This is a genomic window from Verrucomicrobiia bacterium (assembly GCA_019634635.1).
In the GTDB taxonomy this organism is placed as follows: Bacteria; Verrucomicrobiota; Verrucomicrobiia; order Limisphaerales; family UBA9464; genus UBA9464.
The window spans coordinates 50,920-77,872 of the sequence record JAHCBB010000023.1; the positions used below are offsets into that span (position 1 = coordinate 50,920).

Here is a 26,953-nt window from a genome sequence, read left to right on the forward strand (position 1 = left end):
AAGCAGGGCCTGGCCCGGCAAGTGAATCACTCTCCGGCCCCGGGGCGACGATGTGCGGGGCTCCGGGGATGCATGCGGATGGTGCACGGCCGGCCGCGGTGCAGGCCCGGTTTCCCTTTATCAAGGCACCAAAAATGGCGAGTTTGTGCCAGCCATGGCATGTGGAAGTCCAATCATCGTAGAGGAGCTTGGGAGGCTGGCCGCCTTGGCCGATCTCTACGAGAGGTCGAGCAACCCTATTGACCCGCTTGGTCAAGATTCGGGAGAGTGGGGGGATCCGGGTCCAGTTACCCGGGGGCGGAGAGCAACGGGGAGGAGCGCGTGGGCGAATCCGCCGGGCCGGGAAGGCTGGAAAAGAGAAGGTCGGTGTGGCGTTTTCCGGGACGAATGTTGGGGCCTGCGGAACTGTTCCCGGCTGCGATTCAGGCTCTCGTCTTGATGGCCCATGACGGCGGGACAGGGATCATCCGGCATTCGCCACCGCTTCCTCCAAGACCTTCGCCAGTTGCCACACACCGCAGGCAACGCCCTCCGTGCGACGCTGGATCTCATTGCCGCCGTAGACCACCATCCCGGCATCCAGGATGTCCGCGGACCATGCGGCCAGCTTTCCGAATCCCGTGAACCATTCGCCCTGGATGGTGCGTCCAGACTTGATCTCGACCGGCAGCATCCTCGGCCCGCAGGGAAACAATACGTCCACCTCATGGCCCGCGCGGTCCCGGAAAAACATCAGGCGGTTGTCCCGCCCACGATTGAACCGGTGCTTGAGCAGTTCGCCCACCACCAGATTCTCAAAAAAGTTTCCGCGCAGCGGATGAGTCGCCAGCTGACCGGCCTCCTCAATCCCGCACAGATAGGCCGCCAGCCCCACATCGTGAAAATAGAGCTTCGGCGTCTTGATCAGCCGTTTGCTGATATTGGCGTGCCATGGCGGCATCCGGAACAGCACGAAACTCGCCTCCAGCAGGGAGACCCACTCCCGGGCGGTCGTCGCAGAGATGCCCGCGTCGCTGGCCAGCGAACTCAGGTTCAGCAGCTGGCCAACCCGGCCGGCGCACAGTCGCACAAAGCCCTCAAACGCCAGCAGGTCATGGACCTTCAGCAACTGGCGCACGTCCCGCTCCACATAGGTCGCAAAGTAGTCGCGTAGCACCGAATACGGCGGCAGCGGGCGTTCGTATAGCCGGGGGTAAAAGCCACGCTGGATCAACGGCTCCAGACCCGGATCCGTGAAGCCTGCCGATGCCAGCTCCCGCACGCTCAACGGCAGCAGGGTGAGCACCGTCGTGCGCCCGGCCAGCGACTGGCTCACATTCTCCATCATCAGGAAATGTTGCGACCCGGTCAGAATGAAACGGCCGGGCGTCGGATCCTCATCCACCATCCCCTGCAGGTAGGACATCAACTCCGGTACCCGCTGAACCTCATCCAAAACCGCACCTTCCCGCAACCCGCCCAAAAACCCGCGCGGATCCTCAACGGCAAAGGCCCGTGCATCCGGATCCTCCAGGGTCCGGTACGGCCGCTTTGGGAAAACCTCCCGCACCAGTGTCGTCTTCCCTGCCTGTCGTGGGCCCACCACCGTGACAATCGGCAGCCCGTCCGCCGCCTGCAGCAACTCACCTCTCAACTGCCGCACAATTCTCATTTTTCACCACTTTTTCGAGCGACAGTGCTAAATCAAGAAATAAACGTGGATCCGCATGTTCGTCGGTTCGAAAAGTATTCGCCTCAACTTCCATTCGTCCGGGAAGCCCGCCATTCCCCTCAAGGTGCGCCCCCGCGAAGCCGAACTGGGAGATCCTGCTTGCGGTGTGGATGTGGTGTGATGTATATGTGGCGCGTGAAAAAGGCGCTGAAGTATTCGAGCACGCCGCCGCCGCCGGATGTCCTGCGCGACGTTGTGGGACCGATCCCGGGAGGTGACGAGGCGGGGGGCATGGTTCGCACCCAGATTTACCTGACCCGGGCCGAGCACGGCTTCATTGCGGCCGAGGCGGCGCGCCGGGGCGAACCGATGGCGGCGGTGATCCGCGGCTTCATTGACGACAAGATGCGGCTGCCGGACGCCGCCTGGTCGGCCAATCCCATGCTGGAGCCCACGCCGCAGGATGCCGGACTGGAGCTGCCGGAGGACGCTGCGATCAACCATGACCACTATCTCTATGGCGCCCCCAGGAAGTATGTGAAGAAACGGGGGCAGTGGGTTGTGGCCGCACCGGAGGCGGGGCGCTGATGCACAGCCATCGGGTCTTTCTTGACTCGTCGTTTTGGATCGCGTTTCGCGATGCCCGCCAGACCCATCATGCCCGGGCGCGCGCATGCCTTGGGGAGTTGTTTCGGGAGCGGACCCACTTCGTGAGCACGCCCTTCGTGTTTGCGGAAACCCACGCGACCTTTGCCCGGTCTCAAGTGGTGCGGGAAATGATCATCGCCGATTTCTGGGAGAATCCGCTGCTGCACTTCGCGGAGATCACCGACGCCGACCACCGGGAGGCCATCCGGTTCCTCCGGCAGCATGCGGACAAGTCGTATCCCTTCTGTGACGCCATTTCCTTCGTGGTCATGAGGCGCCTGGGCGTGAAACGGGTTGCCGCCTTCGACGACCATTTTCGACAGGTCGGCGGATTCGAAGTCGTCGGGTGAACGGCGGTGCGGTGGTCCGCTGTTTCCGGGAGCGCACCACCGCTGGGCGCCCGTCATCGGTCAATGCATCTCGATGGCGCAGCGGCCGAGACCGCCGCGAAAATAATGGAAGCGCACGTCGGGATGATCGGCCAGCAGCGACATGGGCACCGCGCTGTCGGCCAGGCGCCGGGAAATCATGAGGGCGGTGAGACGCTGGCCGAGGGGATTGTCGTGGGTGCCGGCATGCCAGATGGACACCCGGTCGGCCTTCCAGGTCTCGACGGGGCCGACCGTGACCGCCTTTGTGGGGACCAGTGCGATATTGCCGCCGCCGCTGGTTCGGGCGTTCTGGGCAAGGGTCAACGGGTGCAGGTCCACCACCCGGGTTGCGAGTTTGCGGTATTCGGACGGCGGCGGCGGCTCGTGCTTCCAGCGTCCGCGACGGGGCAGGGGATCGTTGAACGCCCAGTGCTTGATGTCTCCCTGCCCACCCTGCATGACGGCACACCGGATGCCCGCGGACCAGGACTTGCGGTAGGCGGCGGTGTCGGACTTGGGGAAGTGAAGGTTGGCCTCGGGGGGGCGGAGGCGTCGCTCGATCCGGTTGAAACACAGCTCACGATCGGCCCGCTCGAAGCTCAGCGGATGGCTCACGGGAACCTCAAGACCCGTGGCGGCGTCCACCCACTCGTCCATGCCCCAGAAATGGGCGGCACCCAGATTGAGACCAAAGGCGTTTACCAGGCGGGCCACCAACGGAAGTTGCTCGGTGGGGCCGATCGGTCCGCAGATGCCGACCGGATTGTCCGGAGTGGCCTGACGCCAGGCCTCAATGTATTCAAGGGCCTCCGCCAGATAGAATTCCTCCAGCGTTTCGTACAGGTAGATCTGGAATCCCGGACGCGACAGCTTGGCCAGCTTCTCCGGCGTGAGCGTGGCCGCTTCGCGGATCAGGCCGGCGTCGAGGGTGGTGTAGTCCCACCAGGTTGGGGCGATGGTGCTGAGGTTGCGAGGCATGGGATCAGAGGGCCGGGGGTTGGAAACTGGAGGCCGGACGCTGGGGGCGGGGAGTGACGAATTCCTGAAGCGCGTTGGCGAGGGGATCGTCATCGTGGGCGCTGTAGCCGAGGTGCAGGCGACGGCGCCAGCCCTCGGCGTGCTCGAACCTGCCGGACAACCGGCCGACACGCCGGGAGAATTCCTCCATCGCCCCTAGGTGGCTGTCCATGCCTTGCGAGGCGTCCAGCCACGCCTTCTGGCTGCGATGACAATCCAAAGCCGCCCGTTTCGCCTCATGCACGCCGGCGGTGTCCACGAACAGGTCGGGCAGAACTGCCTCCCTCAGGGGCGTCACCAACCCGTGGGGCATTGCGTGGTAGATCGTGACGTCCTGTTCGACGTGGGTGTGACCCGGCTCGGTCCAGAAGTTGGGCATGCCGCGGGCAAAGGCCGCGGTGACCGCGAGGCGGCAGGTGACGATGTGGTCCTCCATGTAGTCCACCGGGGAATGCGTGAGCAGGATGCGGGGTTGGACGGACCGGATGATGCCGGCGGCGCGGCGGAGGTTTGGGACGGTGTAGAGGATCTCCAGATCGTCGCAGAACGGTGCATGCCAGGTGGCACCCAGCCGGGCGGAGGCCTCGCGGGCCTCCGCCTCGCGGGTGCGCCGGGTGTCCGCGGCGGAGAGCGTCAGACTCCCCAGGTTGCCGGAGGACAGGTTGCAATAGTGAAGATCCCAGCCGGCGGCCTGGAGGCGGAGCAGGGTGCCGGCGAACAGGAACTCAATGTCGTCGGGATGCGCGGCGAGGGCGAGGACGGCGGGCATGCGGCTCAGGGGAGCTGGGGTCATCCGATCCGGACCGGTCTGCCGGTCGCCGCGGACTCGTCGGCGGCGAAGAGGATCTCGTGCGTCTTCAGCGCGTCCCGGAAGCTCGTCAGGGGCATCTCCTCGCCCCGCTCGATGGCGGCGAAGAACGCGGTGAACTGCGTCTGATACGGATGATCGCTCACGTCGCCCGAATCGAGCATCTTCATGGACAGCTCGCTCCATTGGTGGCGGTGGGTGGCGAGCTTGTTCGAGTGGAACTTCCGGTCGAGCAGGCTGCCTTCGCTGCCCACCAGGTGGGTGTGGAAATAGTACGGTTGCAGGCAATCCACGATCGCGGCGCACTTGCCCACCTGGCCCCCCTTGAACTTGAGGAGGCTGACGCTGGTGGTGGGGTATTCGTAGGCCTCAAAGATCGGGCTGCGGGATCGGGTGTCGTAGCTGGTCACCTCGGCGACGTCCGTACCCAGACAAAGCAGCAGCGCGTCCAGGGCGTGGCATCCGGCAGTCAGGAGCGCGCTGCCGCCGGCATCCTTGCGCGTGTTCCAGCGGAACTGTCCGTACCACGGTCCGATGCCGTGGTAGTAGTCCACCTCCCCGTAGTGCAGGGCCCCGAGCAACCCCTGGTCCAGGACCGCCCTGGTGACCAGGAACTGGCTGGACCAACGACACTCGAAGCAGACGCAGCTTTTGACGCCTGCATCGCGAATGGCGCGATCCATGGTGAGGCAATCCGCCCAGGAGAGCGCCAGTGGCTTCTCGATGATCACGTGCTTCCCCGCCTGCGCCGCCGCCACCGTGTGGCGGGCGTGTTCCTGCGGGTAGCTGCAGATGCTCACCACGTCGAGCGAGGCATCGGAAAGCATCTGATCGAGGTCGTCGTAGCCCCGGATCGGGCTGCCGTAGCGTGCGGACAGCGCGGCATCATCGAGGGGGCGGGACGAATGGATGGCGGTCACCCGGGCCCGGCCGGTGGCGTTGATGGCCGGGATGTGCGCGCTGGCGACCCATCCGTGACCGATGACGCCGACATTGAGGGGTTTCATGAAGGGGACGGGTGCGTGAGGTGTGCGGAAAGCCGTGTGACGGACCGGTCACCGCTGCAGGCCGCATTCCCAGAGGAACCACGCGGGCTGAAAGGGGCCGAGCGGCGCGCGCAGGCACTCCAGTTCCGCGGCAGGGCCATGGAGTTCGAGGCGGATCAAGTCCGAGACGCCCAGCAGTTGCTGGAGCAGTTCACCCACGTTCTCCAGATGGGCCAAGGCAGCAGCGCCGCTCACATAGCCCTCGCGGCAGAAAACCACGTCGTCCTGCAGGGTGAACTCGTAGTAGCGGCACCCGGATTCCGATGCGGTGCGCTGGACAAACGCCGGCAGAAGCGCGCGCACGGCGTCCCGTTTGCCGGGATGGGCCTTGAAGTAGGGGTGAATGGTGACCAGCGCCGTGGAATTCATGATGCGGCGGGAGGATTCCAGAGATCGGCCCCCGGGTGCAACGTCGCGGCGTGTTTGAGGGCGGGCGACGGCGAGTGCGGGAAGCGCCACCACCCCGGCATTTCCCCCAATCCCAGCAACGACTCCACGCGGCTGGCGCGGAAGTTTCGGACGTGCAGGAGCCCGCCCCTACCCATTGGTAGGGGCGCGTTCCATCCGCGACCCTGATCAGATCCGGCGTGCCCGTGGGCGAGCGACTGGGAACGCGGGAAGTACCGCCGCCCCGGTGCTTCCCCCGATCCCCGCGGCGACTTCGCGCGGCTGGCGGCGGAAGTATGGGACGTGCGGGAGCCCATCCCTACCCATCGGGATCAGGTCCGCCGTGCCCGTGGCTAGTCCTTGGGGTCAGGTCAGGTCACGGCGCGGATCTGCCGGAAGATGCTGGCGCGACGGGCGCGGCTGATGGTCAGTTGGCAGCCGTCCCGGAGCCGCACGATCCAGTCTCCGTGCGACTTGGATTCCAGCGTGGCGATGTAGTCCACATTGATCAGGGAGGAACGGTTGACCCTCACGAAGCGCCCTGGCGGCAGCCGTGAGGCAAGGGCCGACAGCCCTTCGCGCACCGTCAGGGTCCGGTGGGTCGTGACGAGGTGGCAATGGTTGTTGGCTGCCGCGGCCCTCACCACCGAGTCGAGGTCCACCAGGGTGAGGGAGGTTCCCGTCTTGACCGTGATGCGTCCGCCGGCGCCTCCAGCGGACGCCGGGGGGCCGATCCGGGCGGCAAGATGGGTCCGGGCCGCACGGAGCGCTTCACCGAGCGAGGCGGGCGAGACGGGTTTGCGCAGCCAGCCGGCGGTGCCGTTGCGATATCCGTCCGGACGACGGTCGCGCTCGTGGGCCACGAAGATGAACAGCGGCAGCCTTCGGGTGCCAAGGCCGGCGAGCAGATCCACAGCGCTGAGTCTCGGGAGGTGGCTGTCGAGGATGGCGATGTCCGGGCGTCGCTCGCGCAGCAGCTGGATCGTCTGGGGACCGTCGGAAGCCTCCCCAACGAGTGAGATCCCGGGCTGCTGCCGGAGCAGATCACGGAGCGAGGTCCGGAATCCGGGTTCATCATCGGCGAGCACAAGGGAGAGGGAGGCGGGCTCCATGGAGCAGGGTGACTTCGATGGCGTTTTCGACAAACGGAGATCGGGTGGGGACACACACCGGCGCGTGACCAGACCGGTTCACCGGCTGCCGGTTACAAATGAAACGCCGGTGCCGGACGCGGGACCGTGGAATGACTGGAAACCGATGGGAACCCATCTTCCGGGACGATCAGAACTTGCTGCGGGGCGGATCCCGGGGAAGCTCGCCGCATGAGCATGACCGTGGGTGTTCCCCGCGAGATCAAGGAGCAGGAGCATCGTGTCGGCCTGCTGCCTTCGGCGGCGTACCAGTTGATCCGGCGCGGGCACCGTGTCGTGGTGGAACGTGGCGCCGGGGTGGGCGCGGGATATCCCGACTCCGATTACGAGGCGGCTGGAGCCCGGTTGGTGGAGGATCATGCCATGGTGTTTGGCGATGCAGACCTCGTGGTGAAGGTGAAGGAGCCCCTGCCGGGGGAGTACGGGTTCCTCAGGCCAGGACAAATCCTCCTCACCTATCTCCACCTGGCGGCGCAGCGGGGGCTCACCGAGGCGCTGCGGGCCTCGGGGGCCACCTGCCTCGCCTACGAAACGGTCGAGGTCAACCACCGGCTTCCGCTGTTGGAGCCGATGAGCGAGATCGCCGGCCGGATGTCGGTGCTCGTCGGCGGCTACTTCCTCGCAAAGCATTTTGGCGGCAGCGGGACCCTGTTGGGCGGGGTGCCGGGCGTGCTGCCGGGGCGGGTGGTGGTCCTCGGGGGCGGTGTCGCCGGCGTGAATGCCGCCCGCATGGCCCAGGGGCTTGGCGCCGATGTCACGATCCTCGAAGTGGACATCGAGCGGATGCGCTTCCTCGATATCACGCTGCACACGGCCCATACGCTGTATTCCAGCGAGGCGCACCTGATGGAATTGCTGCCCGAGGTGGACCTCCTGATTGGCGCGGTGCTCGTTCCGGGTGCCCGTGCCCCGAAGCTGATCCACCGTGACATGTTGCGCCGGATGCGTCCGGGCAGCGTGCTGGTGGACATTGCGATTGATCAGGGCGGGTGTTCGGAGACCTCCCGACCCACAACCCATCATGATCCGGTGTACGTGGAGGAAGGGGTGACCCACTACGGTGTCGCCAACATGCCGGGCGCCTACGCACGCACGGCAACGCAGGCGTTGACCAATGCGACGTACCGGTACGTGGAGCTGCTGGCGGACCTGGGATTGGTCGAGGCCTGTCGCCGGGTGCCCGCCCTGCTCGGCGGCATCAACATCCTGCGCGGGGAGGTCACCGTCCGGCCCGTGGCTGAGGCCCACGGGATGACCTGGCGGGATCCGCTGGCCCTTCTGGAGTCCAATGACGCGGCATGAGCGCCGGCCGGCCGGGATCAAATCGTCCAGCCCGTTCGATCGTCCTGCCGCACGAAGCCTTGGGCGGCGGGATCATTCACCACCCGCATTGCGGCGCGATCCCAGGTGATCGGCCGCCCGGCCCGGATGGCCACGTTGCCAAGGAGCACGATCTCGGTCATCGGCCCGGCGACCTCGAATCCTGAGAGTGTCGGAGGCCCCCCCTTGCAGGCTTGAATCCACTCCTCGTAGTGGCAGCGGTCCCAGTCGGAGCATTTGGGCAGGGTTCCGGGCACGTCCTTGAAATCGGCCGCGGTGCGCCCTGAGCGGAACCTGGCGCCACCGTTGTAGTTGGTGAGCATCACGTCGCGGCTTCCGACAAAGATCACCCCGTTGTCGCCGTAGGGTTCCGACGGGAACAGTGCCGCCGGCGGCAGCTTGCCGCCGTCATACCACCAGAGCGTGTAGGCGGGGCGCGCACCCTCCTCTGGAATATCCCAGCGCACCACGGACCACAGGGGACCGGCCACCGCGGTCGCGCCTTCACTCCAGGCCTCGACGCGGGTGGCATCCCGGATGCCGAGGGCCATGTCAGGATGGTTGAACAGATGGCATCCCATGTCCCCGAGCGCCCCCGTCCCGAAGTCCCAGAACCCGCGCCACGCAAACGGCACGTACGCGGGGCTGTAGGGCCGCGGTTGGGCGACGCCGAGCCACAGGTCCCAATCGAGCGTGGACGGCACTGCAGGCGTGTGGGCCGGCATGCCGACTCCCTGGGGCCACCACCGGCCAGGCCGGTCGGTCCAGCAATGGACTTCATGAACCGTCCCCAAAACTCCAGCCTGCACCCATTCCACCTCCCGACGTACTTCCGGATGGGACCGGCCCTGGTTGCCCATCTGGGTGGCCACCCCGCGCTTTTTGGCCGCCAGCGTGAGGCGGCGGGCCTCCTCGATCGTGTGGGTGAGCGGCTTCTGGCAATAGACGCCCATGCCCCGTTCGATGGCCCACATGGACGGCAGGAAGTGCATGTGATCCGGGGTCGAGACCGTGACGGCGTCCACACCGCGCCCCATGGAGTCGAAGAGCGTTCGAAAATCCCGGAACCGCCGCGCCTTTGGGAACTTCGTGAAGGCCTCGGCAGCCCGGGTGTCGTCCACATCGCACAGCGCCACGATGTTTTCGCGGTCGCAGCCGGAGATATCCGCAATGCCCTTACCCCCCGCGCCGATGCCCGCGATGTTCAACCGGTTGTTGGCGCCGAGCACCGGCAGCCGGCTCACCCACGGGAAGGCGATCGCCGTGGTCAGTGTCTGACGAAGGAATCGGCGGCGGGACGCCGTTGGAAGGGCCTGTCCTGGCGAGGGGAGTTTCATGGAAACGGGATGATGAGGGCAACCTGACCGCCTGGGTATTGCGAGCCCGCCTCCACCGCGCCGGGTACCGACCCCAGCGGGCGGAACAACCGCGGGCAAACATCACGTGGAATCCCAACGCATTTCCAGACGGTTTCGGGGAAACCGATTGACGGTTTAGGTGGAAACAGGGTTATCTAGGGGCAGTCAGTCGAAATTAGGAGTCCGGACCTCTTGTCATGCCTGAACCAGCGACCAACGCAGGGGAGTCCGATGCCAAGGCGTCGGTGGGTCCCGGGTCTGCCGGTGCCGGGGTGAGCTGGACCTCCTTTACGTGGCGGCACACCCACAAGCTGGACGGCCAGAAGCGGGTGGCATTTCCGGCGGCGTGGAAGCCAAGGGATCCGGAGGTCGAATTCACGCTGCTTTTGTGGCCTCATCCGCATGCCGAACGCAAGTACGGATACATTTTGGGCCTCCTTCCGGACCGGTTTCGCAAGCTGCAGGAAAAGCTGGCGGAGGGCGGGCTGGCGAATCATCGGACCGGGGCCTTGAAGCGGGCAATCTTCCCGAACTGCGCCGCGATGCGGCTGGATCCTGCGGGACGCCTTTGCCTGCCGGCGGACATGGCCGACGCCGTGGGTTTGCAGAAGGAAGTGCTTTTTTCCGGTGTCGGGGCGGATTTCGAGATCTGGGATCCCGCCACCTTCCACCGCTGTCAACAGGCGGAGTCCCCCATTGCGGATGAAGCCTTCAACCTCCTCGCCTGATTCCATGAACCTGTCCCGCCTCCTCCCTGGATTTCTGAGGTCCACCCGCCGCTTGCCCGTTGTCACCCCCGCAGAGCCTCCGGCGCTCTTCGAAACGCCGACGGCGTCGGGCTCCGCCGCCGGCGGGCCGACGCCGCATGGTGGGGACTCGCGCGCCCTTCCGGCTTCCACGCGGTCCCGCCGGCCGCGGCGGAGCTGGTTTGGGTGGTTGTTTGGGCGCAACCGGCGTCGGGACCGGGGCGGGCTGGTGCAGGGCGAACTGCTGCTGACGCAGGTGCGTCCGGTGCGCAACGACTTTCGGGATGCGGACGCCCTGGAGGCCCGGAGCCGGTCGCGGGGGAAGGTCTTGTACGAGACGCCTCCGTTGCCGGTGGCCCGGGACGACCAGGACCATGCCTGGAACCGTCTGCGCAACCGGCCCCGGTCCTCGCTCGTGATCTCCGTGGATTGAGCCTCAGAACGTGACGTGACCTGCTTCTCCCACCAACCCGTCCTGCTGCACGAGGTGATCGAGGCCCTTCGGCCCCGGCCTGGTGGCTGCTTTTTTGACGGCTGTTGCGGAGGCGGCGGGCACAGCGAGGCGCTGCTCGAGGCTGTCGGGCCGGAGGGATTCCTCTACGCCTGCGATCAGGATGGCGATGCGGTGGCGGCGGCAACCGAGCGATTGGCGCGATATGCCGGATGTTTCGAGCTGAGGCGCCTCAATTTTTCCGAGGCCGACCAGTGGGTGCCGGCAGCGGGCTGCGACGGCGCCCTGCTGGACCTCGGGGTGAGTTCGCACCAACTCGACACGGCGGAGCGCGGATTCAGTTTCCAGTCCGACGGGCCCCTGGACATGCGGATGGACCGGAGAGCGAGGCGGACGGCGGCAGACCTGGTCAATGAGCGTCCCCCCTCCGAGCTGGCCCAGATCTTCTGGGAATACGGCGATGAACGGGATTCCCGCCGCATTGCCCGTGCCATCGGGATGGAGCGGTCGCGCTATCGGATTGAGCGCACGTGTCAGCTCGCCGCGCTGGTCGCCCGGGTGTCCTCGACCCCCGGGCGGCGGGTGCATCCGGCCACGCGCGTCTTTCAGGCGTTGCGCATCGCGGTGAACGACGAACTGGGCTCGCTGCGGCGCGGACTGGGCGCCGCCATGCAGTTGCTCAAGCCCGGTGGCCGCCTGGCGGTGATCTCATTTCATTCGCTCGAGGACCGCGTGGTGAAGGACTTCATGCGGGCCGCCTGTCGGGATTACGACCTTCCTCCTGGGGGTGAGGAGGACCTGCCCCACCTGCGAACCCCGCGTCCGCCGCTGGCGGACCTCGTGACCCGGAAACCGGTCCGCCCCTCGGCCACCGAACTGGAGTCCAATCCGAGGTCCCGGAGCGCCCAATTGCGGGTGATGGAGAAGCGCTGACATGGGACGTTCCCAATCATCCGGATTTGAGGAGATGCGGTGGGGCCGCGTCGGACTCGCGCTGTTCACGGTCGGTGGCATCGCGGCCCTGACCATGGGCTACGCGTTGCAGCGGGGAGCCCATGATCGGCTCGGAATGGAGATCCGGGCTGTGGAGGACCACGTCCAACGGACCCGCAACGAACTGAGGGGCAAGTCGAACCAGGTGGTCCAGCAGCGGCGGCGGGAAACCCTGCTGGTCACGGCTGCGGAGCTGGGAGTCCAGCTGGAGCCGATCCCGCCGACGCGCAGGCTGACCGTCCCGCTGATTTCCATCCCTGCCGGCGAGGGGCTCCCGGGGTCCTCCAGCAGCCTGCGGGCGCGGACCAACGGGCCCGTTTCCGGCGTGATGCCGGTGCCGTCAGCCCCCGGTCGTTGACCTGCCATGGACCGCTCCCTCCAATACCGCCGTCTTTGGTTCCTGACCTGGGGCCTCTTTGCAGGCTTTGCGGTCGTGGCGATGCGCCTGATCCAGGTTCAGTGGCTGGATCCCCGGGATCCGGACACCGACGAGCCGGTGGTCCCGACCGTGGCCGTCCGCAAGCCCGCCCTGCGCGGCACGATTTTGGACGCCCAGGGTATTCCCCTGGCTCAATCCTGGATCACCGTCCTGGTCCGGGCGGACCCCGTGCACCTCGGAAGTCACGCGCGCGAGGTGGCGCACCTCGCAGCGCCATTCCTCAAACTGTCCGAGACCGAGGTCATGGAACGGATGCGTCCGGTGCAATTCCCCGTCACCAATTCCATCGTGGTGACCAACGGCCTGCAGGTCATCACCAACCTGCAGGTGCAGCTGAAGACCCGGCGGTCGAACCTGATTGCGACGAACGTCACCCTGGCGGATTGGCACGAGCTGAGCGCCGTGCTGCGGACCAACCGGTTTCCCGGGCAGCTCCAGTTGATTGAGGAACGGGAGCGGTTGCGCGAACGGGTGCGCGCGGAGCGGGCGGGGATCCCCTGGTGGGATCTCGCCGGTTGGTGGCATTCCCGGCGGGGGGCGCTTGCCGCCGAACGGCAGGTCACCCGCCGGCTGCGTGCCCTCCAGCGGGAGCTGCTGCCGTGCCGGCGCAACGGCCTTTTTTCCGAACTGGTGCAGGTGCGGACGTACCCCCACGACCATCTGGCCGCCCATGTGATCGGATTCACCACCAACAACTTTGCCCCGGAAAGTCGTGCGAAAGGGCTCCCCGTGCCGTTGCAGGGCGCCCAAGGACTGGAGCAGCGCTGCGATCGCGAGCTGCGGGAGCGTCCCGGGTTGGTGCGGATGCGGATGCTGCGGGGACGGGAGTACGTGCCGGGACGGATGGAGGACATCGCGGCGCAGGATGGCAGCACGGTGGTGCTGACATTGGACATCCGGATCCAGGAAGCCGTCGAACGGGCTCTCGATCACGCGGTGCAACGCCTGAATCCGTCCTCCATGTGCGCGATCGTCGTCCGCCCCTCGACCGGGGACATCCTCGCGCTTGCCAACCGGCCGACCTTCAATTTGAACGATCGCCGGGTGGAAACACTGGAGGCCTTCAAGAACCGGGCGTTGGTGGATTCGTACGAGCCCGGATCCACCTTCAAGGTCGTCACCTGGTCGGCGGTGCTCAACGAAGGCAAGGCTTCGCTGGAGGACGGGATTGACTGCCACTACGGCCGCTGGGTCGTCCCAAAAATCGGGCGACAGATCCAGGATGACCAGGGCCATCAGCTGGGCGTGGTCTCGGTGCTGAACGCCTTCGCGGAATCCAGCAATGTGGGGGCCGTAAAATTGTCCATGCAATTGCAGCCTGAACGGTTTCTGCAGTATGTCCGCGACTTCGGGTTCCTGGCCCGCACGGACATTGAATGTGCCGAACTCAGCACCAACCGGATCGCGCTGCCGGACGGTGGGGAGCGGGTGCGCATTTCCATCGGCGAGTCCGCGGGGCGGCTTCCCAGCTGGGACGGCCTGACGGCGAGTTCCCTCGCCTTCGGCTACGCCATCCGGGTGACGCCATTGCAGTCGCTCATGGCCGTATCCGCTCTGGCCAACGGCGGCATCCTCATGAAGCCGCGTCTGGTCCAACGGATCGAGGAATCGGATGGGGGGCGCGTGCTGCACTGTCCTCCACGGCAGGTGCGGCGGGTGGTGAGCCCGGAAACGGCGGCGGCAATGGTTCGGGCGATGCGGGCCGCGGTGGAGTCCGGGACCGGCCGGCCGGCGGCGCTGGAAGACTTTGATGTGGCCGGCAAGACGGGCACGGCGAAACTCTCGCTGGGCGGCGCCTACCACAAAGGGGACTATTACGCGTCGTTCGTCGGGTTCCTTCCGGCCGGGAACCCGGAGGTTGCGATCATCGTGACCGCGGAGCGGCCGACAACGGCCGGCAAGGCCTACTACGGCGGCAAGGCCTGCGCCCCGGTCTTCCGCGAGATCGCCCTGGAGGTGGCCAACGTGCTGCAGCTGGCCCCGACGGTGGTGCGCTCCAACACGGTGACCGCGGGATGGAACTCCCCTTCGCTGCACGGCGGCGGCCCCCTGTGATTCCGATGACGAAGTCCCTTCCAATGCGTCCTTCCGCAGCCGGCCCCCGGAGGGACGCCGGCACGGTGGGGAGGTCATGCCCTTTTGACGCTGGCGGCCTGCGGATATGGAGGAACACCCCACGGGGGGATCGCACCGTGGCCGTCAGCGTCGTGTCCCGACCATCGAACCGTCCGCCGCCCCGCCCACGGACCGGTGTCCACCCCCCCCGAACCGGCTGAGCCATGGAACCTCGGAGTCTTCAGGAACTGGCGGCCGCCTGTGGCGGTGAACTGCGCGGGGGCAGGGCGTCGGTGACGGTCCGGCGGGTGACCACGGATTCGCGCGATGCGCGCCCCGGGGATCTCTTTGTGGCGCTTGCGGGTCCGCGCTTCGACGGCCATGACTTTTTGCGGGCGGTGGCCGCCGCGGGTGTCTCCGCCGCGGTGGTGGCCCGCCGTCGGTCCGTCGAGCCGCCGCCAGGGTTGCCGCTGGTGGTGGTGGACGATCCCCGTCGGGCGTTTGGTGAGATGGCGGCGGCGTATCGCCGGGAATTCGACATTCCGATGGTGTGCGTGGCGGGATCCAACGGCAAGACGACGACCAAGGAACTGGTCGCCGCCGTCCTGGGTGCCGCGCTGCCCACGCTCAAGAGTGCCGCCAGCTTCAACAATGACGTGGGCGTCCCCGCCACGCTGCTCCGGCTCGAGGCGCGCCACCGGGCGGCGGTTCTGGAGGCCGGGACGAACCACCCCGGGGAGCTGGCACCGTTGATCCGGATGATCGCCCCGCGGGTCGGCGTGCTCACCAGCATCGGTCGGGAGCATCTGGAGCATTTTGGGACGCTGGAAGGGGTGGCTCGCGAGGAGGGCTGGCTTGCCGAGCTGCTGCCGGCGGCCGAGGACGGCGGGGTGCTGGTGCTGGCGGGCTCGATCGCGCAGGCGGGCACCCTTGCCCGGCGCAGCCGCGCCCGGGTGATCCGCGCGGGTCTGGGTGAGGGCTCCGACTGGCAGGCCGCGATCCGGGCCATGGACTGGAGCGGCACCACGTTCTCCGTGCGGGGCCCCGACCCCGCGTGGAACGGGGAGTACAGCACGGTCCTGCCCGGACGCCACCTGGTGGTGAATGCATTGCTCGCGCTGGTGGTGGCGCGGGAACTGGGACTCGACGCCTGGGTGGCTCGCGAAGGGCTTGCCGCCTTCCAGCCCGCGCCGCACCGGTTGAGTCCCCTCGCCGCCGCCGGTGTGCAGGTGCTGGATGACACCTACAACGCCAACACGGATTCCGTGCTGGCGGCGTTGCAGACGCTGGCCGATCTGCCCTGTACGGGCCGCCGGATCGCGGTCCTGGGCGCAATGGCCGAACAGGGAGCCCACGCCGAAGCCGCCCATGTCGAGGTGGGTGAGGAGGCCGCCCGGCTGGACATTGACATGGTGGTGGCGGTCGGTCCCCACGCCACGTTGACCGCCGAAGCCGCGGGATCCGGGCGTGGACAGGCCTACGACGAGGTCGGGCACGCCGCCGCGTGCGTGGTGCGGGAGCTGCAGACCGGCGACGCGGTGCTGGTCAAGGCTTCACGGTCGGGTGGATTTGAGCGGGTGGTCGAAGCCATCATGCGCCAGCTCGAACTCCGTGAGGCCGCCCGCATGCCGGGGGCGATCTGACGATGTTTTATCACCTGTCCAATCTGATCCCCTACGCGCCATGGACGGTGTTCAAATACGTGACCTTCCGGAGCGCAGGTGCCGCGATCACCGCGCTGCTCCTCAGCCTCTATCTCGGCCCCCGGATGATTGGCTGGTTGCAGCGGCGCGGGTTTTGTCAGCGGTACCGTCCGAAGCACGTCTCGTCCAAGGCGGATGCCACCGCGGCCGGCGCCGACCTGGCCAAGCGGGGGACACCCAGCATGGGGGGGATTCTGATCGTCCTGGTGCTCGACCTGAGCGTGCTCCTTTGGGCGCAGTGGAACGTGCAGGTGTTGTTGACCTCGCTGTCCATGGTGGTGCTTGCCGGCCTGGGATTCTACGACGACTGGCTGAAGCTGACCCTGCAGGACAGCCGGGGCGGCAGTTCGCGCCTCAAGCTGCTGGTGCAGACGGGTCTGGCCCTCGCCATCGCCCTGTACCTCTGGAGGCTGCCCTCGACGGAGGCGCTGGTGAGCGACCTTCAGGTGCCGTTTTTCAAGAACCCGGTCCTCGTGGGGGTGCCGGCCGCGGGGATCCTGATCACCGTGCTGACCATCGTGGGCAGCTCCAATGCGGTGAACCTGACCGACGGCATGGACGGGCTGGCGATCGGCTGCACCCTGATCACGGGGACGGTGCTGGTCGTGGTGACCTATGTGGCGGGAAACGCGGTGTTCGCAAAGTACCTGCTGGTGCCGCATGTCCCGGGGGCCAGCGAACTGACCGTGGTGTGTGCCGCCCTCGTCGGGGCCAGCCTTGGCTTCCTGTGGTTCAACTGCCATCCGGCCGAGGTGTTCATGGGCGACACCGGTTCGCTCGCGCTTGGAGGGGCCCTCGGGATCATGGCGGTGCTGATTCATCAACCGCTGCTGCTGCTGATCGCCGGCGGGGTGTTTGTCGCCGAGGCCTTGAGCGTGATGCTGCAGGTGTCCTGGTTCCAGTTCACCCGCCGGCGCTATGGCGAAGGCCGCCGCATTTTCCGCATGTCCCCGCTCCATCATCACTTCCGCGAGAAGGGGTGGCCGGAGTCCAAGATCGTCATGCGGTTCTACATCGTTGCCATCCTGTGCGCGGTGATGGCCCTGAGCACCCTGAAGCTGCGTTGATATGTCCCTCCGCACCCTGAAAGCGCCAAGGTCTCCGGGAGGTCTCCGGGGGCGATGCCGTTCGCTGTCCGCGGCCCGAAACGGCCCTTCCGTGAGCCTCAGGCCATTCGCCCCTTGCAGTGGCGGGCGGCATCCCTTTAATGGGTGTTGCGGTGCGCCAGCGATGGCGTGCCGCCAGGTGGCGTGCATGGCGGCGCCAGCCGGTGTGAATTCGTTTGCCTTTCAGCCTGGAATACCGGCCCGGCGGGATACCGCCGGGATCCGATGGCCCGGCTGTGTCCTCCGTGAGTGGCGGAGACCACATCGCACTGCCGGTCCATGCGGGCGCTTCCGGGTGGCCGGGCGGTTCGAGGGGACGTCCCGGTGTCCGAGCCAATGCAACCCCGAACACGATTTGCGCCGGAACAACGGCGCCCAGAAACCATGAGCACTCCCAATCCGCTGATTCCCCAAGGTTCGCTGCTGGAGCAGCAGGCGACGAACAAGTCCACGTTTCAGGTCGCCGCCTTCATCGTCGCCCTGCATGTGGTGATCCTCGGCGGTCTGTTGTTCCTCGGCTGCAAGAAGGAGGAGCGGCAGGGCGGGATGACCTCCACGGATGGCCTGATCAGCCCGCCGCCAGCCGATCTGGCGGACCGCTCCCTGCCGGCCGATCCGTTTGCCGTCTCCTCCGACGCGGAACCGTCGTACGACAACACCCCCTACTCGCCTCCGCCAGTCACCACCACGCCCCAGGTCACGGTGGTGCCATCCGTTCCCCTGGAGTTGCCCCCCTACACGCCTCCGGCTGCGCCTGCTGTGCCGTTGGGTGGAGGCTCCGAGCATGTCGTCCAGAAAGGGGATGTCGCCTATAACATTGCCCGCGCCCGGGGGGTGACCCTCAAGCAATTGCAGGAAGCCAATCCGGGTGTGGACCTGGCCCGGATCCGGGTGAACCAGAAGCTTTGGATTCCCGCGGCTTCGGCGCCGGGTGGCGCCACAGGATCCGCGGGCCTGTCGGCCGGCGACGCCTCGGGTTGGACCGGGGAAGTCTATGTCGTGCGTGGCGGGGACAACCTGTCGCGCATTGCCCGGAAGTTCAATGTGACGGTCAAGGAGATCCGTGAGGCCAACGGCCTGAAGTCGAACGACATCAAAATCGCCCAAAAACTCCGGATCCCGCCCTCCTCCGGCCCGGCTCCGGGGGCGGTGCCTCCGCGATGACCCCCGCCGCCGGCATGCCCGCCGGGCTGGACGCGTCCCGAACCGGCCGCCGATCGCGATGAATCGAACCATCACCGTGATGCTGCTGACCCTGGCCGCCCTCGTCGGCTTGGGCACCGCCATGCTGGCCAGTCTGACCCTGGGTTCCGCGGACGGACCCGGGGCGGCAAGCACTGGCGCTGGTGTGAACCCTTGGCTGGTCCGCCAGGCGGTGGCGTGCCTCCTCGGTTTCGGCGGCCTGCTGGCAGCCGCTTCCCTGGATTACCGCCGGCTTGAGGGCTGGGTCTGGCCGGTCTACGTGCTGTCCCTCGTGCTCCTTGGGCTTGTGCTGACCCCCGTCGGCACCTCTGCCAACGGGGCGCAGCGCTGGCTGCTGGGGTTTCAGCCGTCCGAGCTCGCCAAGCTCTCCCTGATCCTTGCGCTCGCGTGGTTTGCCACGCGCTACGCGTACCGGATCCGCACGTTCACCACCGGCGTCCTGGGCATGGGCGGGGTGGCCCTCCCGATTCTGGTCCTGATCGTGGTGGAACCCGACAAGGGCACCACCCTCCTGCTTGCGGCGGTGACAGCGGCGTTGATGCTGGTGGCGGGAGTGCGCTGGCTTCACGTGCTGGTGCCGGTGGTGGCCGGAGGCGGGGCGTTTGGCCTGTTGATCGCCAATAGCGGTTACGCGAGAGATCGGGTCATCGGCTTCTTCAATCAGGGGCACAGTGCCGCGGTGAATCATCAGGTGTTTCGCTCCCTTGAAGCCTTCGCTGTAGGCGGGGTTCGGGGCACCGGGTTTGGAACCGGCACCCTCAAAGGGAACATCCCCGAGGTGTCCACGGACTTCGTCTTCCCGGCGGTCGGGGAGGAGCTCGGACTGCCCTTCACGCTCGCAGTAGTGGCCGCCTTCGTGATCCTGCTGGCCTGCGGGTCCCTGGTGGCCCACCGGGCGCCAGACACCTTTGGCATGATGATCGCCGCCGGCATCACGTTCCTCATCGCGGGGCAGGCTCTCGTCAACATGGGGGTGGTGACCAATCTGCTGCCCAACAAGGGAATGGCGCTTCCGTTTCTCAGCCGGGGCGGCACGGGTACGGTGGTGCTGCTGACCATGGTTGGCCTGTTGATCGGGGTGGCCCGTCAGGCCGGCGCCGCACCAGCGGCATCCGCGCGCCGCACCGGCTGGAATCCATTCGGCGAACCCGACACCGACTTCCCTCAATGAGCGCACCCAACCGCGTGCAACGGGTCGCGATCGCCTGTGGCGGCACCGGTGGCCACTTGTTTCCGGGTCTCGCGGTGGCCCGGGAATTGCGCGACCGTGGCGTCGAGGCCCTGCTGATGGTGTCGCCCAAGGCGGTGGATCAGCATGCCGTCGCCGGGCTGGGGGGGGAGTTCCGGGTGATGACGGTGCCCGCCGTCGGTTTCACCGGGGCCAACCTCCCGGCATTTTTCCTCGCAGGGCTCCGGGCCTGCCGGGCGTCGCGGCGGGGGTTTCAGGACTGGCGGCCCGACGCCGTCCTCGCGATGGGGGGATTCACCAGCGTGGCGCCGGTGCTGGCCGGGCGCCGACTGGGGTGTCCGTGCTTTCTCCATGAATCCAATGCGGTGGCCGGCAGGGCCACTCGCTGGCTCTCCCGAATGGTCGAAGCGGTCTTCGTTGGGTTCCCAGCGGCGGCTGGTCGAATCCGGGCGCGTCGCGTGGTGGTCACCGGCACGCCCGTGCGGCCCGAGTTTCGAAAGCCCTCTCCGGAGGCCGCACGCGCAACCTTGGGACTGGATCCGGACAGACCCCTGGTCCTGATCATGGGCGGCAGTCAGGGGGCGCGGGCGGTGAACGACTGGGTGTCCGCCGCGGCGCCGTCCATTGCCCGGACGAATCCCGGGCTGCAGTGGTGCCACCTGACCGGTGCCGCCGACGAATCGCGGGTCCGGGAGGCGTATGCGGCAAGCGGACTCCATGCACGGGTGCTTTCCTTCTGTTCCGGGATGGGGGACCTCATGGCGGCGTCCACGCTGGCGGTCAGCCGCAGCGGCGCGTCTTCCCTTGCGGAACTGGCCGCGGTGCGGCTTCCCGCGGTGCTCGTGCCGTATCCGGACGCTGCCGACGATCATCAGCGGGCCAACGCCCGGGTGTTTGTGGAGGCGGGCGCTGCGGCGGTGCTCGATCCGGCCGTTGCAGGGGTTCCGGAGGTCGTCGAGGTGCTCGGCCGGCTGCTGTCGGATCCGGAGGCCCGGGCCCGGATCCAGGTGGCCCTGGCCCGGCTCGACGCGCCTGGAGCCGCGGTCCGGATCGCCGAGGCCATCCTCGGGCACCCCGGGAGCGTGACGGCCGGCGGGAGGACGGCGGCCAACGGCGGGCGCCCCCGGCCCGGTGTCCAACCAACGGTCGCATGAATCCGCCGCTCAGATTGAGTTTGGAGCCGGCCGGCGAAGCGGTCGAGCGGATGGCGTGCCACGCGGAGAGGATCAGTTTCCTGTTCCGTGACTTTCATGTGGCGCTGCCGAAGGACACGCTGATCCGCCGCGACGAGTCGCTGGCCCGGCGCACCACGCTTCGGGTCGGCGGCCCTGCGGATTTGTATGTGGAACCGCCGGGTGAGGGGCCGCTGGCTTCGGTGCTGGAGCTGTGCGCACTGCGCGGGGTCCCCGTGATGGTGCTCGGGCGCGGCTCCAACCTCATCGTGCGCGATGGCGGATTTCGGGGCGTCGTGGTGTCCCTGGGGCATCCCGAATTCTGTCGCGTGGAGCCGCAGGGGGAGCGCCTTCAGGTGGGAGCCGGCGCGCGGCTGAAGCAGGTGGCCGTCGAGGCTCGCCGGCACGGCCTGACCGGCCTCGAATTCCTCGAGGGCATTCCCGGATCCATGGGCGGTGCCCTGCGCATGAACGCCGGAGCCATGGGGCGCTGGACGTTTGACGTCGTCGAGAGGGTCCGGTGCCTCGATCTTCACGGCCGGAGCCGGGATCTCGGACGTGAGGAGATCACCGCCGCCTATCGCAGCTGCCCTCTCTTTCGTGACCACCTCGCCGTGGGAGCCCTGCTGCGGGGGAGCCCGGCGCCGGTGGAGGCCGTTCGCGAACGCATGGAGACCTACAGCCGCCGGCGGTGGGACTCCCAGCCGCATGAGCCGAGTGCCGGATGCACCTTCAAAAATCCTTCGGAGGACCTGTCGGCCGGCCGCTTGATTGACGAGCTGGGACTCAAGGGGACGCGCGTCGGCGACGCCATGGTCAGCGAGATCCACGCGAATTTCCTCGTCAACCTGGGTGGCGCCACAGCCCGGGACGTCCTGGCGCTCATGGAACTGGTCCGCCAGCGCGTGCGGGAGGCGCGGGGCGTCGAACTCGAAACCGAAGTCGAGATCGTTGGAGAGGAGGCCTCATGAGCGGATCCTGCCAGATCGCCCTCTTGTCCGGGGGCCCCTCGGCGGAGCGGGAGGTGTCGCTGCGCTCGGGTGCGGCGGTCGCCGGGGCCTTGCGTGCCCTGGGGCACCGGGTGGTCGAGGTGGACCCCGTGCCGGGATCCCTCTCCCTGCCGGCCGGGACCGAGGTCGCCTTTCTCACCCTCCATGGCACCTACGGCGAGGACGGTCAGGTGCAGGCGGAACTCGAAGCCCTGGGCGTCGCCTACACCGGTTGCGGCATCGAGGCCTCCGCCACGGCGTTCGACAAGGCGGAAACCAAGCGCCGCCTCCTGGCGGCCGGGGTGCCCACCCCGCGGTCCGGAATCCTGTCAGAAGCCACTGCGGGCTGGCCCGAGGGGTGGGCACCTCCGGTCGTGCTCAAGCCCGTCCGGCAGGGCAGCAGCGTGGGCCTGCAGTTTGTGGAGGACCGGGCCGGGTTTGCCGCGGCCCTTCGCGAGGCGCTCCGCCATGACCGGGAGGTGCTCATGGAGGAGCGGATTTCGGGGCGCGAGGTGACGGTCGGGATTCTCGACGGCCGGCCGCTGCCCGTCGTTGAGGTGCGTCCGGCTGGCGGGCGGTACGATTACGCACATAAATATACGGAGGGCCGGACGGAGTATCTGTGCCCGGCACCGTTCGATGCGGCGGTCACGGATGGCATCCAGGCCGTGGCGCTAGCGGCGTTTCGGGCCGTGGGCGGCCGCGATTATGCACGGGTGGACGTGATGGTGCGTCCGGAAGGCAGTCCGCTCGTGCTGGAGGTCAACACGCTTCCGGGCATGACGGCCACCAGCCTGTTTCCGATGGCGGCGGCTGCGTCCGGCCTTGAATTTCCCGAGCTGTGCCAGCGGATGGTGCAGCTCGCCCGACAACGCGGACGCCTTCCTGGGACATGACACCTCGTTCTTCCTCTCGATCGGGTCCGCGGCGACGGCGCTCGGCCCGGGATCTCGACACGCTGCTCGCCGCCAGCACCCGGCGCCGGGGACGGTCCGGGCGTTGGTGGGGACGGCCGCTCGCGGTCCTGTGCCTGGTGGCGCTGGTGTACTTTGGCGGTGGTTGGACCTTGGCGCAGGCCCGGGAGCGTTGGCTGCACCGGATTGACCGGCTGGCGATCCAGCGGATCGAGGTCTTGTGTGACGGTATTCTGACCCCTTCGGAGATCCGGGAGATCGCGGGCATCGCGGTGGGCCGGAACGTGCTGACGGTGGACCCGTTCCAGGTCCGGGAGCGTTTGCGACGCCATCCGCGGATCGAAGATGCCCACATCCGCCTCGATTTTCCGGACGCCGTTCAGATTTCGGTGCGCGAGCGGTATCCGGTCGCCCGTCTGGTGTTGCCGAGGATGGGGACTGCGGAACCGCACCTGCTGGTGGACGCCTCGGGGTATGTCTTCATGCCGTTCCAACCCGGCACCGCACCTGCGGAAGTCATCGCATCGGAGGCGGCCCTTCCCGCCCTGCACGGGGTGCCGGCCGGCGCGCTGCTGGCGGGGCGAACCATTGCGGATCGCCAGGTGCGCGCCGCCCTTGGGCTGCTTTCGGCTTTTGATGAATCGCCGCTCGCCCAGGAGGCGGACCTCATCAGCGTGGATTTGGGCGCGGCGCCTTTGCTGACCGTGCTGACCCGGGGCGGGGCGATCGTCACCCTCGCCGCGGACCGCGAGTTTGCGGATCAACTGGCCCGATGGTTTTCGGTGCACCGGTTTGGCCTTGCCTCCGGACTGCGGATCGCCTCCCTCGATCTGAGCGTCGTCAACAACCCCCCGCTGCGCTGGATGGATCCTGGCGATCCGGCGGACGCCGCACCTTCATCAAGCCCGGCGACGCCGGGGACCCGTCCGCAGCGCAAACCTGGTCGTCGTCATGTTTGATCCGGAACACATCCTGGTGGGCCTGGAGATCGGCACCTCCAAAATCTGCGTTGCCGTCGGCGAGGTCCACGAATCCGGGGAGTTGACCATCACCGGATTCGGCCAGGCGCGTTCGCGCGGTGTGGTCAAGGGGGAGGTCATCGAGTCCGACACGGCCGGTGAGGACATTCGGGAGGCGCTGGCCCAGGCCGAGGACATGGCCGACGTCGAGATTGAGTCCGTCTATCTTGCGGTCACCGGCAACCACATCCGCGCCCTCAACATTCGCGGGGTCCACTCGATCCCCACCGTGGACCGCGAGATCACGGTCGAGGATGTCCGTGAGGCTCTCGAGAATGCCAAGGGCAACAACTGTCCTCCGGGATATGAGGTCGTGGACAGTGTCCGGCAGGATTTCTGCGTGGACCAGCAGGCGGTGTACGACAACCCGGTGGGGGTGATCGGCTCCCGGGTGGAGGCGAGCATGCATGTGATCCAGGGCAATTCACGGCGCCTTGAGCGATCGCGGAGAGCCCTGGAGGGGTCCACCCCCGTGCGGGTGGAGAAGGCGGTATTCAGCGGGCTGGCGTCGGCGCTCGCGGTGTTGACCACCGAGCAGAAGGACGCGGGGGCCGTGGTGCTCGACGTGGGCGGTGGGACCGCGGAGTACGCGCTGTTCCACAAGGGGTTGTTGCGTCATTCCGGGGTGCTGGCCGTTGGAGGGGACCACGTGACCAACGACATCGCCCAGGGACTCGACATTCCGCTCAGCCTTGCCGAGGAGCTCAAGGTGAACTTCGGGTCCGTGGGGTCGGGTCCATCGGATGGGCCCGCGGAGCACGCGCTGGCTGGAATCCAGGGACTTCCCGGGCGCCGGGTGGACCTCCAGCGGCTTCGCCGGATCATGGCGCTGCGGTGGGAGGAGACCCTCGACTGGATCGTGCGGGATCTTTCCGAAACCCTGTGGCTTCCCCAGGCGCGTGCCGGCGTGTTCCTCTGCGGGGGCGGGAGCCGCACCCGCGGGCTCGACGCACTGGTTCGCCGGATGTTCCAGCTGCCGGTCTCCCGCGGTCAGATCCGGAATGTCTCCGGCCCGACGGCCGTCCTGGAAAATCCCGAGTTCTCCACGGCGATCGGACTTGTCCGCTACGGCGCCATGCGTGCGCTGCGGCAACCGCGCCGATGGAACTTCCCCCTGTTGCGCGTCTTGTCACCGCGGCTTCGACGTAAAAACTGACCCCCCATGGATGCGTCCCCGGTAGTGTCCACAACGCCGGAATCTCCGGCCCCGCCGCCATCCGCACTGATCCTCGTCGGCGTCGGCGGCGCCGGCGGCGCCTTTGCGAGGCGGCTGGCCCACGAGGATCCGGGACTCCTGGCAAGGGTCGTGGATACCGACGCGGTGTCGCTGCGCCGGCTCCACGGAATGCCATCCCTGTTGATGGGCAGCGCCGTCCAGCGCGGCCTCGGTTGCGGCGGTGATGCGGTGCAGGCGGCCAACCTTGCGGCGGCCGATCAGGGGCAGCTCCGGGAGCTCGTTGCGGGAGCGGGAATGGTCCTTCTCCTGGCCGGCCTTGGCGGTGGTGTGGGATCGGGAGTGGCGCCGGTCGTCGCCCGGGTCGCGCGGGAACAGGGCGTGCTGGTCGTCGCCCTCGTGGCGTTGCCATTTGAGTTTGAGGGTCGCCTTCGCCGGGCCAATGCCTTCCAGGGACTCGCCGGGTTGCGCAGCGTCGCCGACCTCGTGATTCCCGTGCCGCACCAGGGGGTGTTGTCCCGGGCCGCCGCATCGGCACGCGCGGAGGACTTGATGCGCTGCGCCGATGGATTTGTCCTCGGACTCGCGCGCGGGTTGATCCGCATGCTCACCGGCCCGACGCTCACGCCCCTGGGAGTCGCCGACCTGGCCCGTGTGCTGGGGGGCCGGCAGATGGAGGGTGGTGCCGCCGAGGCGGAGGCGGCCGGACCCGACCGCGTTGCCGCGGTGTGGCACCAATTGCTGGAGCACCCGTTTCTGGCGTCCCGCGGGCCGATTGCGGCGTCGGGAGCGCTGGTGCTTCAGGTGGCCGGCGGTCCGGACCTCACGCTGGAGGAACTGGGGTGGCTGGAACAGACCGCCCAGCGGACGGCACCCCGGGCGCAGGTGCTCGTGGGCGCGGTCACCCTCCCGTCCATGGAAGGCCGGTTGTCCGTCCTCCTGGTGGTCGCACCGGAAAAATCGCCGGACGGAGCCCTGGCATCGTCGGATGCCGCGACCTCCGGTGGCGGCGCCCACCGGGATCCGGAGTCCCCGGAATTCGAGGTGCCTTCGGAGCGGCCGGCGGCTTCTGGATCGGTGTCGGACGCCCTGGCGGAAGCGGACGCAAGGCGTCGGCCGGCACCCGCTTCCCGCACACGGGCCGGTGCGCGGCCGCAGCAACTGCAGCAACAGTTCGATTTTGCGACGAGGACGCGGGGGCGTTTTGAGGGAACGGAGGCGACGCTGCGGGGTGGGGAGAACCTGGACGAACCGACCTACGCCCGCCGGGGCATCCGGGGCAACTGATCGTCCTGAACGGTTCAGGCGGTCGGTGCGTCGGGCGGTGTGAGGGCCTTGAAGGCAAGGCCTGCGGCGGCGCCGCCGGCAAAATCGGCCACGAGATGGATCCACACCTGGGACCCGCTGATTAGATGCATCATGGTGATGCCGACGGCGACGGCGGGATTGAAGGCGCCGCCGGAGATGCCGCCGACCGCGAAGGCCATGGCGGTCACGGTGAATCCGATGGCCAGCCCATAATTGGAGTTCCCTGCGGTGCCCTTTGCGGTGGCGACATTGAGCACGACCCACACGAGAGCGAAGGCCCCGAGGAATTCGGCGATCAGGGCCGGAACCACCTTGAGCTCCATCGTGGGCACCACCGGGTTCCCCTTCAGGGAGAGGGCCAGTATGGCGGCGACGACGCCGCCCACGACCTGGGCGGCCATGTAGCCGGCGACATCCACCGTGGCGCATTTGCCCCGGACCCAGACGCCGAGGGTGACGGCCGGGTTGAAGTGGCCACCGGACACATGGCCGCCGGCGTAGATCATGACCATCAGCATCGAGCCAATGGCGATCGGCGCCAGCGGACCGGCGCCGGGTTCAATCACGACGCTGCCCACGGTAAAAACGAGGAAAAATGTGCCGATGAATTCTACGAGGTACTTTTTCATTTGTTGGGGGGATATTGGGTGATGACCGGGGTCCCTGATTCCAGCGGCCCCGGTCCGGACCGTATCGCCACGCCGCAAATGCAGTAAAGCCCCCAAACGCTGGAGG

26 protein-coding genes are annotated in these 26,953 nt (G+C 67.6%); 18 read left to right on the plus strand and 8 right to left on the minus strand.

Translation table 11 applies throughout. The features are described from left to right. Window positions 1-463: 463 nt before the first annotated feature. Window positions 464-1,651, minus strand: a complete 1,188-nt coding sequence (locus KF791_14735) for an ATP-binding protein (protein MBX3733835.1) — start codon at window positions 1,649-1,651, stop codon at window positions 464-466. Between the two features lie 195 nt (window positions 1,652-1,846). On the opposite strand from KF791_14735, the gene KF791_14740 reads away from it, so the two are divergent. Together KF791_14740 and KF791_14745 are read left to right on the plus strand one after the other, a co-directional pair. Then, window positions 1,847-2,239 (plus strand): hypothetical protein, encoded by a 393-nt coding sequence (locus KF791_14740; GenBank protein MBX3733836.1) that lies wholly within the window; start codon window positions 1,847-1,849, stop codon window positions 2,237-2,239. After that, a complete protein-coding gene (locus tag KF791_14745; GenBank protein ID MBX3733837.1) occupies window positions 2,239-2,649 on the plus strand; it encodes a type II toxin-antitoxin system VapC family toxin in 411 nt (136 codons plus the stop codon). The genes KF791_14740 and KF791_14745 overlap by 1 nt, the downstream gene beginning before the upstream one ends. 60 nt (window positions 2,650-2,709) lie before the next feature. Here KF791_14745 and KF791_14750 read toward each other — a convergent pair whose 3' ends face one another. The 5 genes from KF791_14750 to KF791_14770 all read right to left on the minus strand — a co-directional run bounded on the left by KF791_14750 (window position 2,710) and on the right by KF791_14770 (window position 7,040). Then, complete coding sequence (locus KF791_14750) at window positions 2,710-3,648, minus strand: glucosamine-6-phosphate isomerase (GenBank protein ID MBX3733838.1); 939 nt, start codon at window positions 3,646-3,648, stop codon at window positions 2,710-2,712. Window positions 3,649-3,652: 4 nt separating this feature from the next. Then, window positions 3,653-4,456, minus strand: coding sequence for a PIG-L family deacetylase (locus KF791_14755; protein MBX3733839.1), 804 nt, complete (start codon window positions 4,454-4,456; stop codon window positions 3,653-3,655). Between the two features lie 20 nt (window positions 4,457-4,476). Beyond that, window positions 4,477-5,502 carry a Gfo/Idh/MocA family oxidoreductase gene (locus tag KF791_14760; GenBank protein MBX3733840.1) on the minus strand — a complete coding sequence of 342 codons (1,026 nt, stop codon included), beginning with the start codon at window positions 5,500-5,502 and terminating at the stop codon, window positions 4,477-4,479. Between the two features lie 48 nt (window positions 5,503-5,550). After that, window positions 5,551-5,910: an antibiotic biosynthesis monooxygenase gene (locus KF791_14765; protein MBX3733841.1), complete on the minus strand. Its 360-nt coding sequence runs from the start codon at window positions 5,908-5,910 to the stop codon at window positions 5,551-5,553. A gap of 389 nt (window positions 5,911-6,299) precedes the next feature. Further along, a complete protein-coding gene (locus tag KF791_14770; protein ID MBX3733842.1) occupies window positions 6,300-7,040 on the minus strand; it encodes a response regulator transcription factor in 741 nt (246 codons plus the stop codon). A gap of 216 nt (window positions 7,041-7,256) precedes the next feature. Here KF791_14770 and ald point away from each other — a divergent pair, with 216 nt between their 5' ends. Further along, on the plus strand, window positions 7,257-8,381 hold the full coding sequence (ald, locus tag KF791_14775) for an alanine dehydrogenase (GenBank protein ID MBX3733843.1): 1,125 nt from the start codon (window positions 7,257-7,259) through the stop codon (window positions 8,379-8,381). A gap of 17 nt (window positions 8,382-8,398) precedes the next feature. Here ald and KF791_14780 read toward each other — a convergent pair whose 3' ends face one another. Then, window positions 8,399-9,736, minus strand: coding sequence for a Gfo/Idh/MocA family oxidoreductase (locus KF791_14780; GenBank protein MBX3733844.1), 1,338 nt, complete (start codon window positions 9,734-9,736; stop codon window positions 8,399-8,401). Window positions 9,737-9,954: 218 nt separating this feature from the next. Here KF791_14780 and KF791_14785 point away from each other — a divergent pair, with 218 nt between their 5' ends. From KF791_14785 to KF791_14855, 15 genes are all read left to right on the plus strand, one after another. Next, window positions 9,955-10,485 (plus strand): hypothetical protein, encoded by a 531-nt coding sequence (locus KF791_14785; GenBank protein ID MBX3733845.1) that lies wholly within the window; start codon window positions 9,955-9,957, stop codon window positions 10,483-10,485. A gap of 4 nt (window positions 10,486-10,489) precedes the next feature. Then, window positions 10,490-10,936, plus strand: a complete 447-nt coding sequence (locus KF791_14790) for a hypothetical protein (protein ID MBX3733846.1) — start codon at window positions 10,490-10,492, stop codon at window positions 10,934-10,936. A 15-nt stretch (window positions 10,937-10,951) separates the two neighbouring features. Next, entirely contained in the window at window positions 10,952-11,887 is a 936-nt protein-coding gene (gene rsmH / locus KF791_14795) for a 16S rRNA (cytosine(1402)-N(4))-methyltransferase RsmH (protein MBX3733847.1), read from the plus strand. A gap of 1 nt (window position 11,888) precedes the next feature. Further along, entirely contained in the window at window positions 11,889-12,305 is a 417-nt protein-coding gene (locus KF791_14800) for a hypothetical protein (GenBank protein ID MBX3733848.1), read from the plus strand. Window positions 12,306-12,311: 6 nt separating this feature from the next. Further along, entirely contained in the window at window positions 12,312-14,441 is a 2,130-nt protein-coding gene (locus KF791_14805) for a penicillin-binding protein 2 (protein MBX3733849.1), read from the plus strand. Window positions 14,442-14,665: 224 nt separating this feature from the next. After that, window positions 14,666-16,084, plus strand: a complete 1,419-nt coding sequence (locus tag KF791_14810; GenBank protein MBX3733850.1) for a UDP-N-acetylmuramoyl-tripeptide--D-alanyl-D-alanine ligase — start codon at window positions 14,666-14,668, stop codon at window positions 16,082-16,084. Between the two features lie 2 nt (window positions 16,085-16,086). Beyond that, window positions 16,087-17,211, plus strand: a complete 1,125-nt coding sequence (gene mraY, locus KF791_14815) for a phospho-N-acetylmuramoyl-pentapeptide-transferase (protein MBX3733851.1) — start codon at window positions 16,087-16,089, stop codon at window positions 17,209-17,211. A gap of 423 nt (window positions 17,212-17,634) precedes the next feature. Further along, on the plus strand, window positions 17,635-18,414 hold the full coding sequence (locus KF791_14820; protein ID MBX3733852.1) for a LysM peptidoglycan-binding domain-containing protein: 780 nt from the start codon (window positions 17,635-17,637) through the stop codon (window positions 18,412-18,414). A gap of 58 nt (window positions 18,415-18,472) precedes the next feature. Beyond that, on the plus strand, window positions 18,473-19,624 hold the full coding sequence (locus KF791_14825; protein ID MBX3733853.1) for an FtsW/RodA/SpoVE family cell cycle protein: 1,152 nt from the start codon (window positions 18,473-18,475) through the stop codon (window positions 19,622-19,624). After that, window positions 19,621-20,796 carry an undecaprenyldiphospho-muramoylpentapeptide beta-N-acetylglucosaminyltransferase gene (gene murG / locus KF791_14830; GenBank protein ID MBX3733854.1) on the plus strand — a complete coding sequence of 392 codons (1,176 nt, stop codon included), beginning with the start codon at window positions 19,621-19,623 and terminating at the stop codon, window positions 20,794-20,796. Before KF791_14825 ends, murG begins: the two co-directional genes overlap by 4 nt. Continuing rightward, window positions 20,793-21,785, plus strand: a complete 993-nt coding sequence (gene murB / locus KF791_14835) for a UDP-N-acetylmuramate dehydrogenase (GenBank protein MBX3733855.1) — start codon at window positions 20,793-20,795, stop codon at window positions 21,783-21,785. The genes murG and murB overlap by 4 nt, the downstream gene beginning before the upstream one ends. Further along, the gene (locus KF791_14840) at window positions 21,782-22,699 is read left to right on the plus strand and encodes a D-alanine--D-alanine ligase (GenBank protein ID MBX3733856.1); all 918 of its coding nucleotides are present in this window, start codon (window positions 21,782-21,784) and stop codon (window positions 22,697-22,699) included. The genes murB and KF791_14840 overlap by 4 nt, the downstream gene beginning before the upstream one ends. After that, window positions 22,696-23,676, plus strand: a complete 981-nt coding sequence (locus KF791_14845) for an FtsQ-type POTRA domain-containing protein (protein ID MBX3733857.1) — start codon at window positions 22,696-22,698, stop codon at window positions 23,674-23,676. The genes KF791_14840 and KF791_14845 overlap by 4 nt, the downstream gene beginning before the upstream one ends. Then, on the plus strand, window positions 23,669-24,892 hold the full coding sequence (ftsA, locus tag KF791_14850) for a cell division protein FtsA (GenBank protein MBX3733858.1): 1,224 nt from the start codon (window positions 23,669-23,671) through the stop codon (window positions 24,890-24,892). Before KF791_14845 ends, ftsA begins: the two co-directional genes overlap by 8 nt. Window positions 24,893-24,898: 6 nt before the next feature. After that, entirely contained in the window at window positions 24,899-26,197 is a 1,299-nt protein-coding gene (locus tag KF791_14855; protein ID MBX3733859.1) for a hypothetical protein, read from the plus strand. A gap of 14 nt (window positions 26,198-26,211) precedes the next feature. On the opposite strand, the gene KF791_14860 is transcribed toward KF791_14855, so the two are convergent. Continuing rightward, entirely contained in the window at window positions 26,212-26,847 is a 636-nt protein-coding gene (locus tag KF791_14860) for an aquaporin (protein ID MBX3733860.1), read from the minus strand. Window positions 26,848-26,953: the final 106 nt, after the last annotated feature.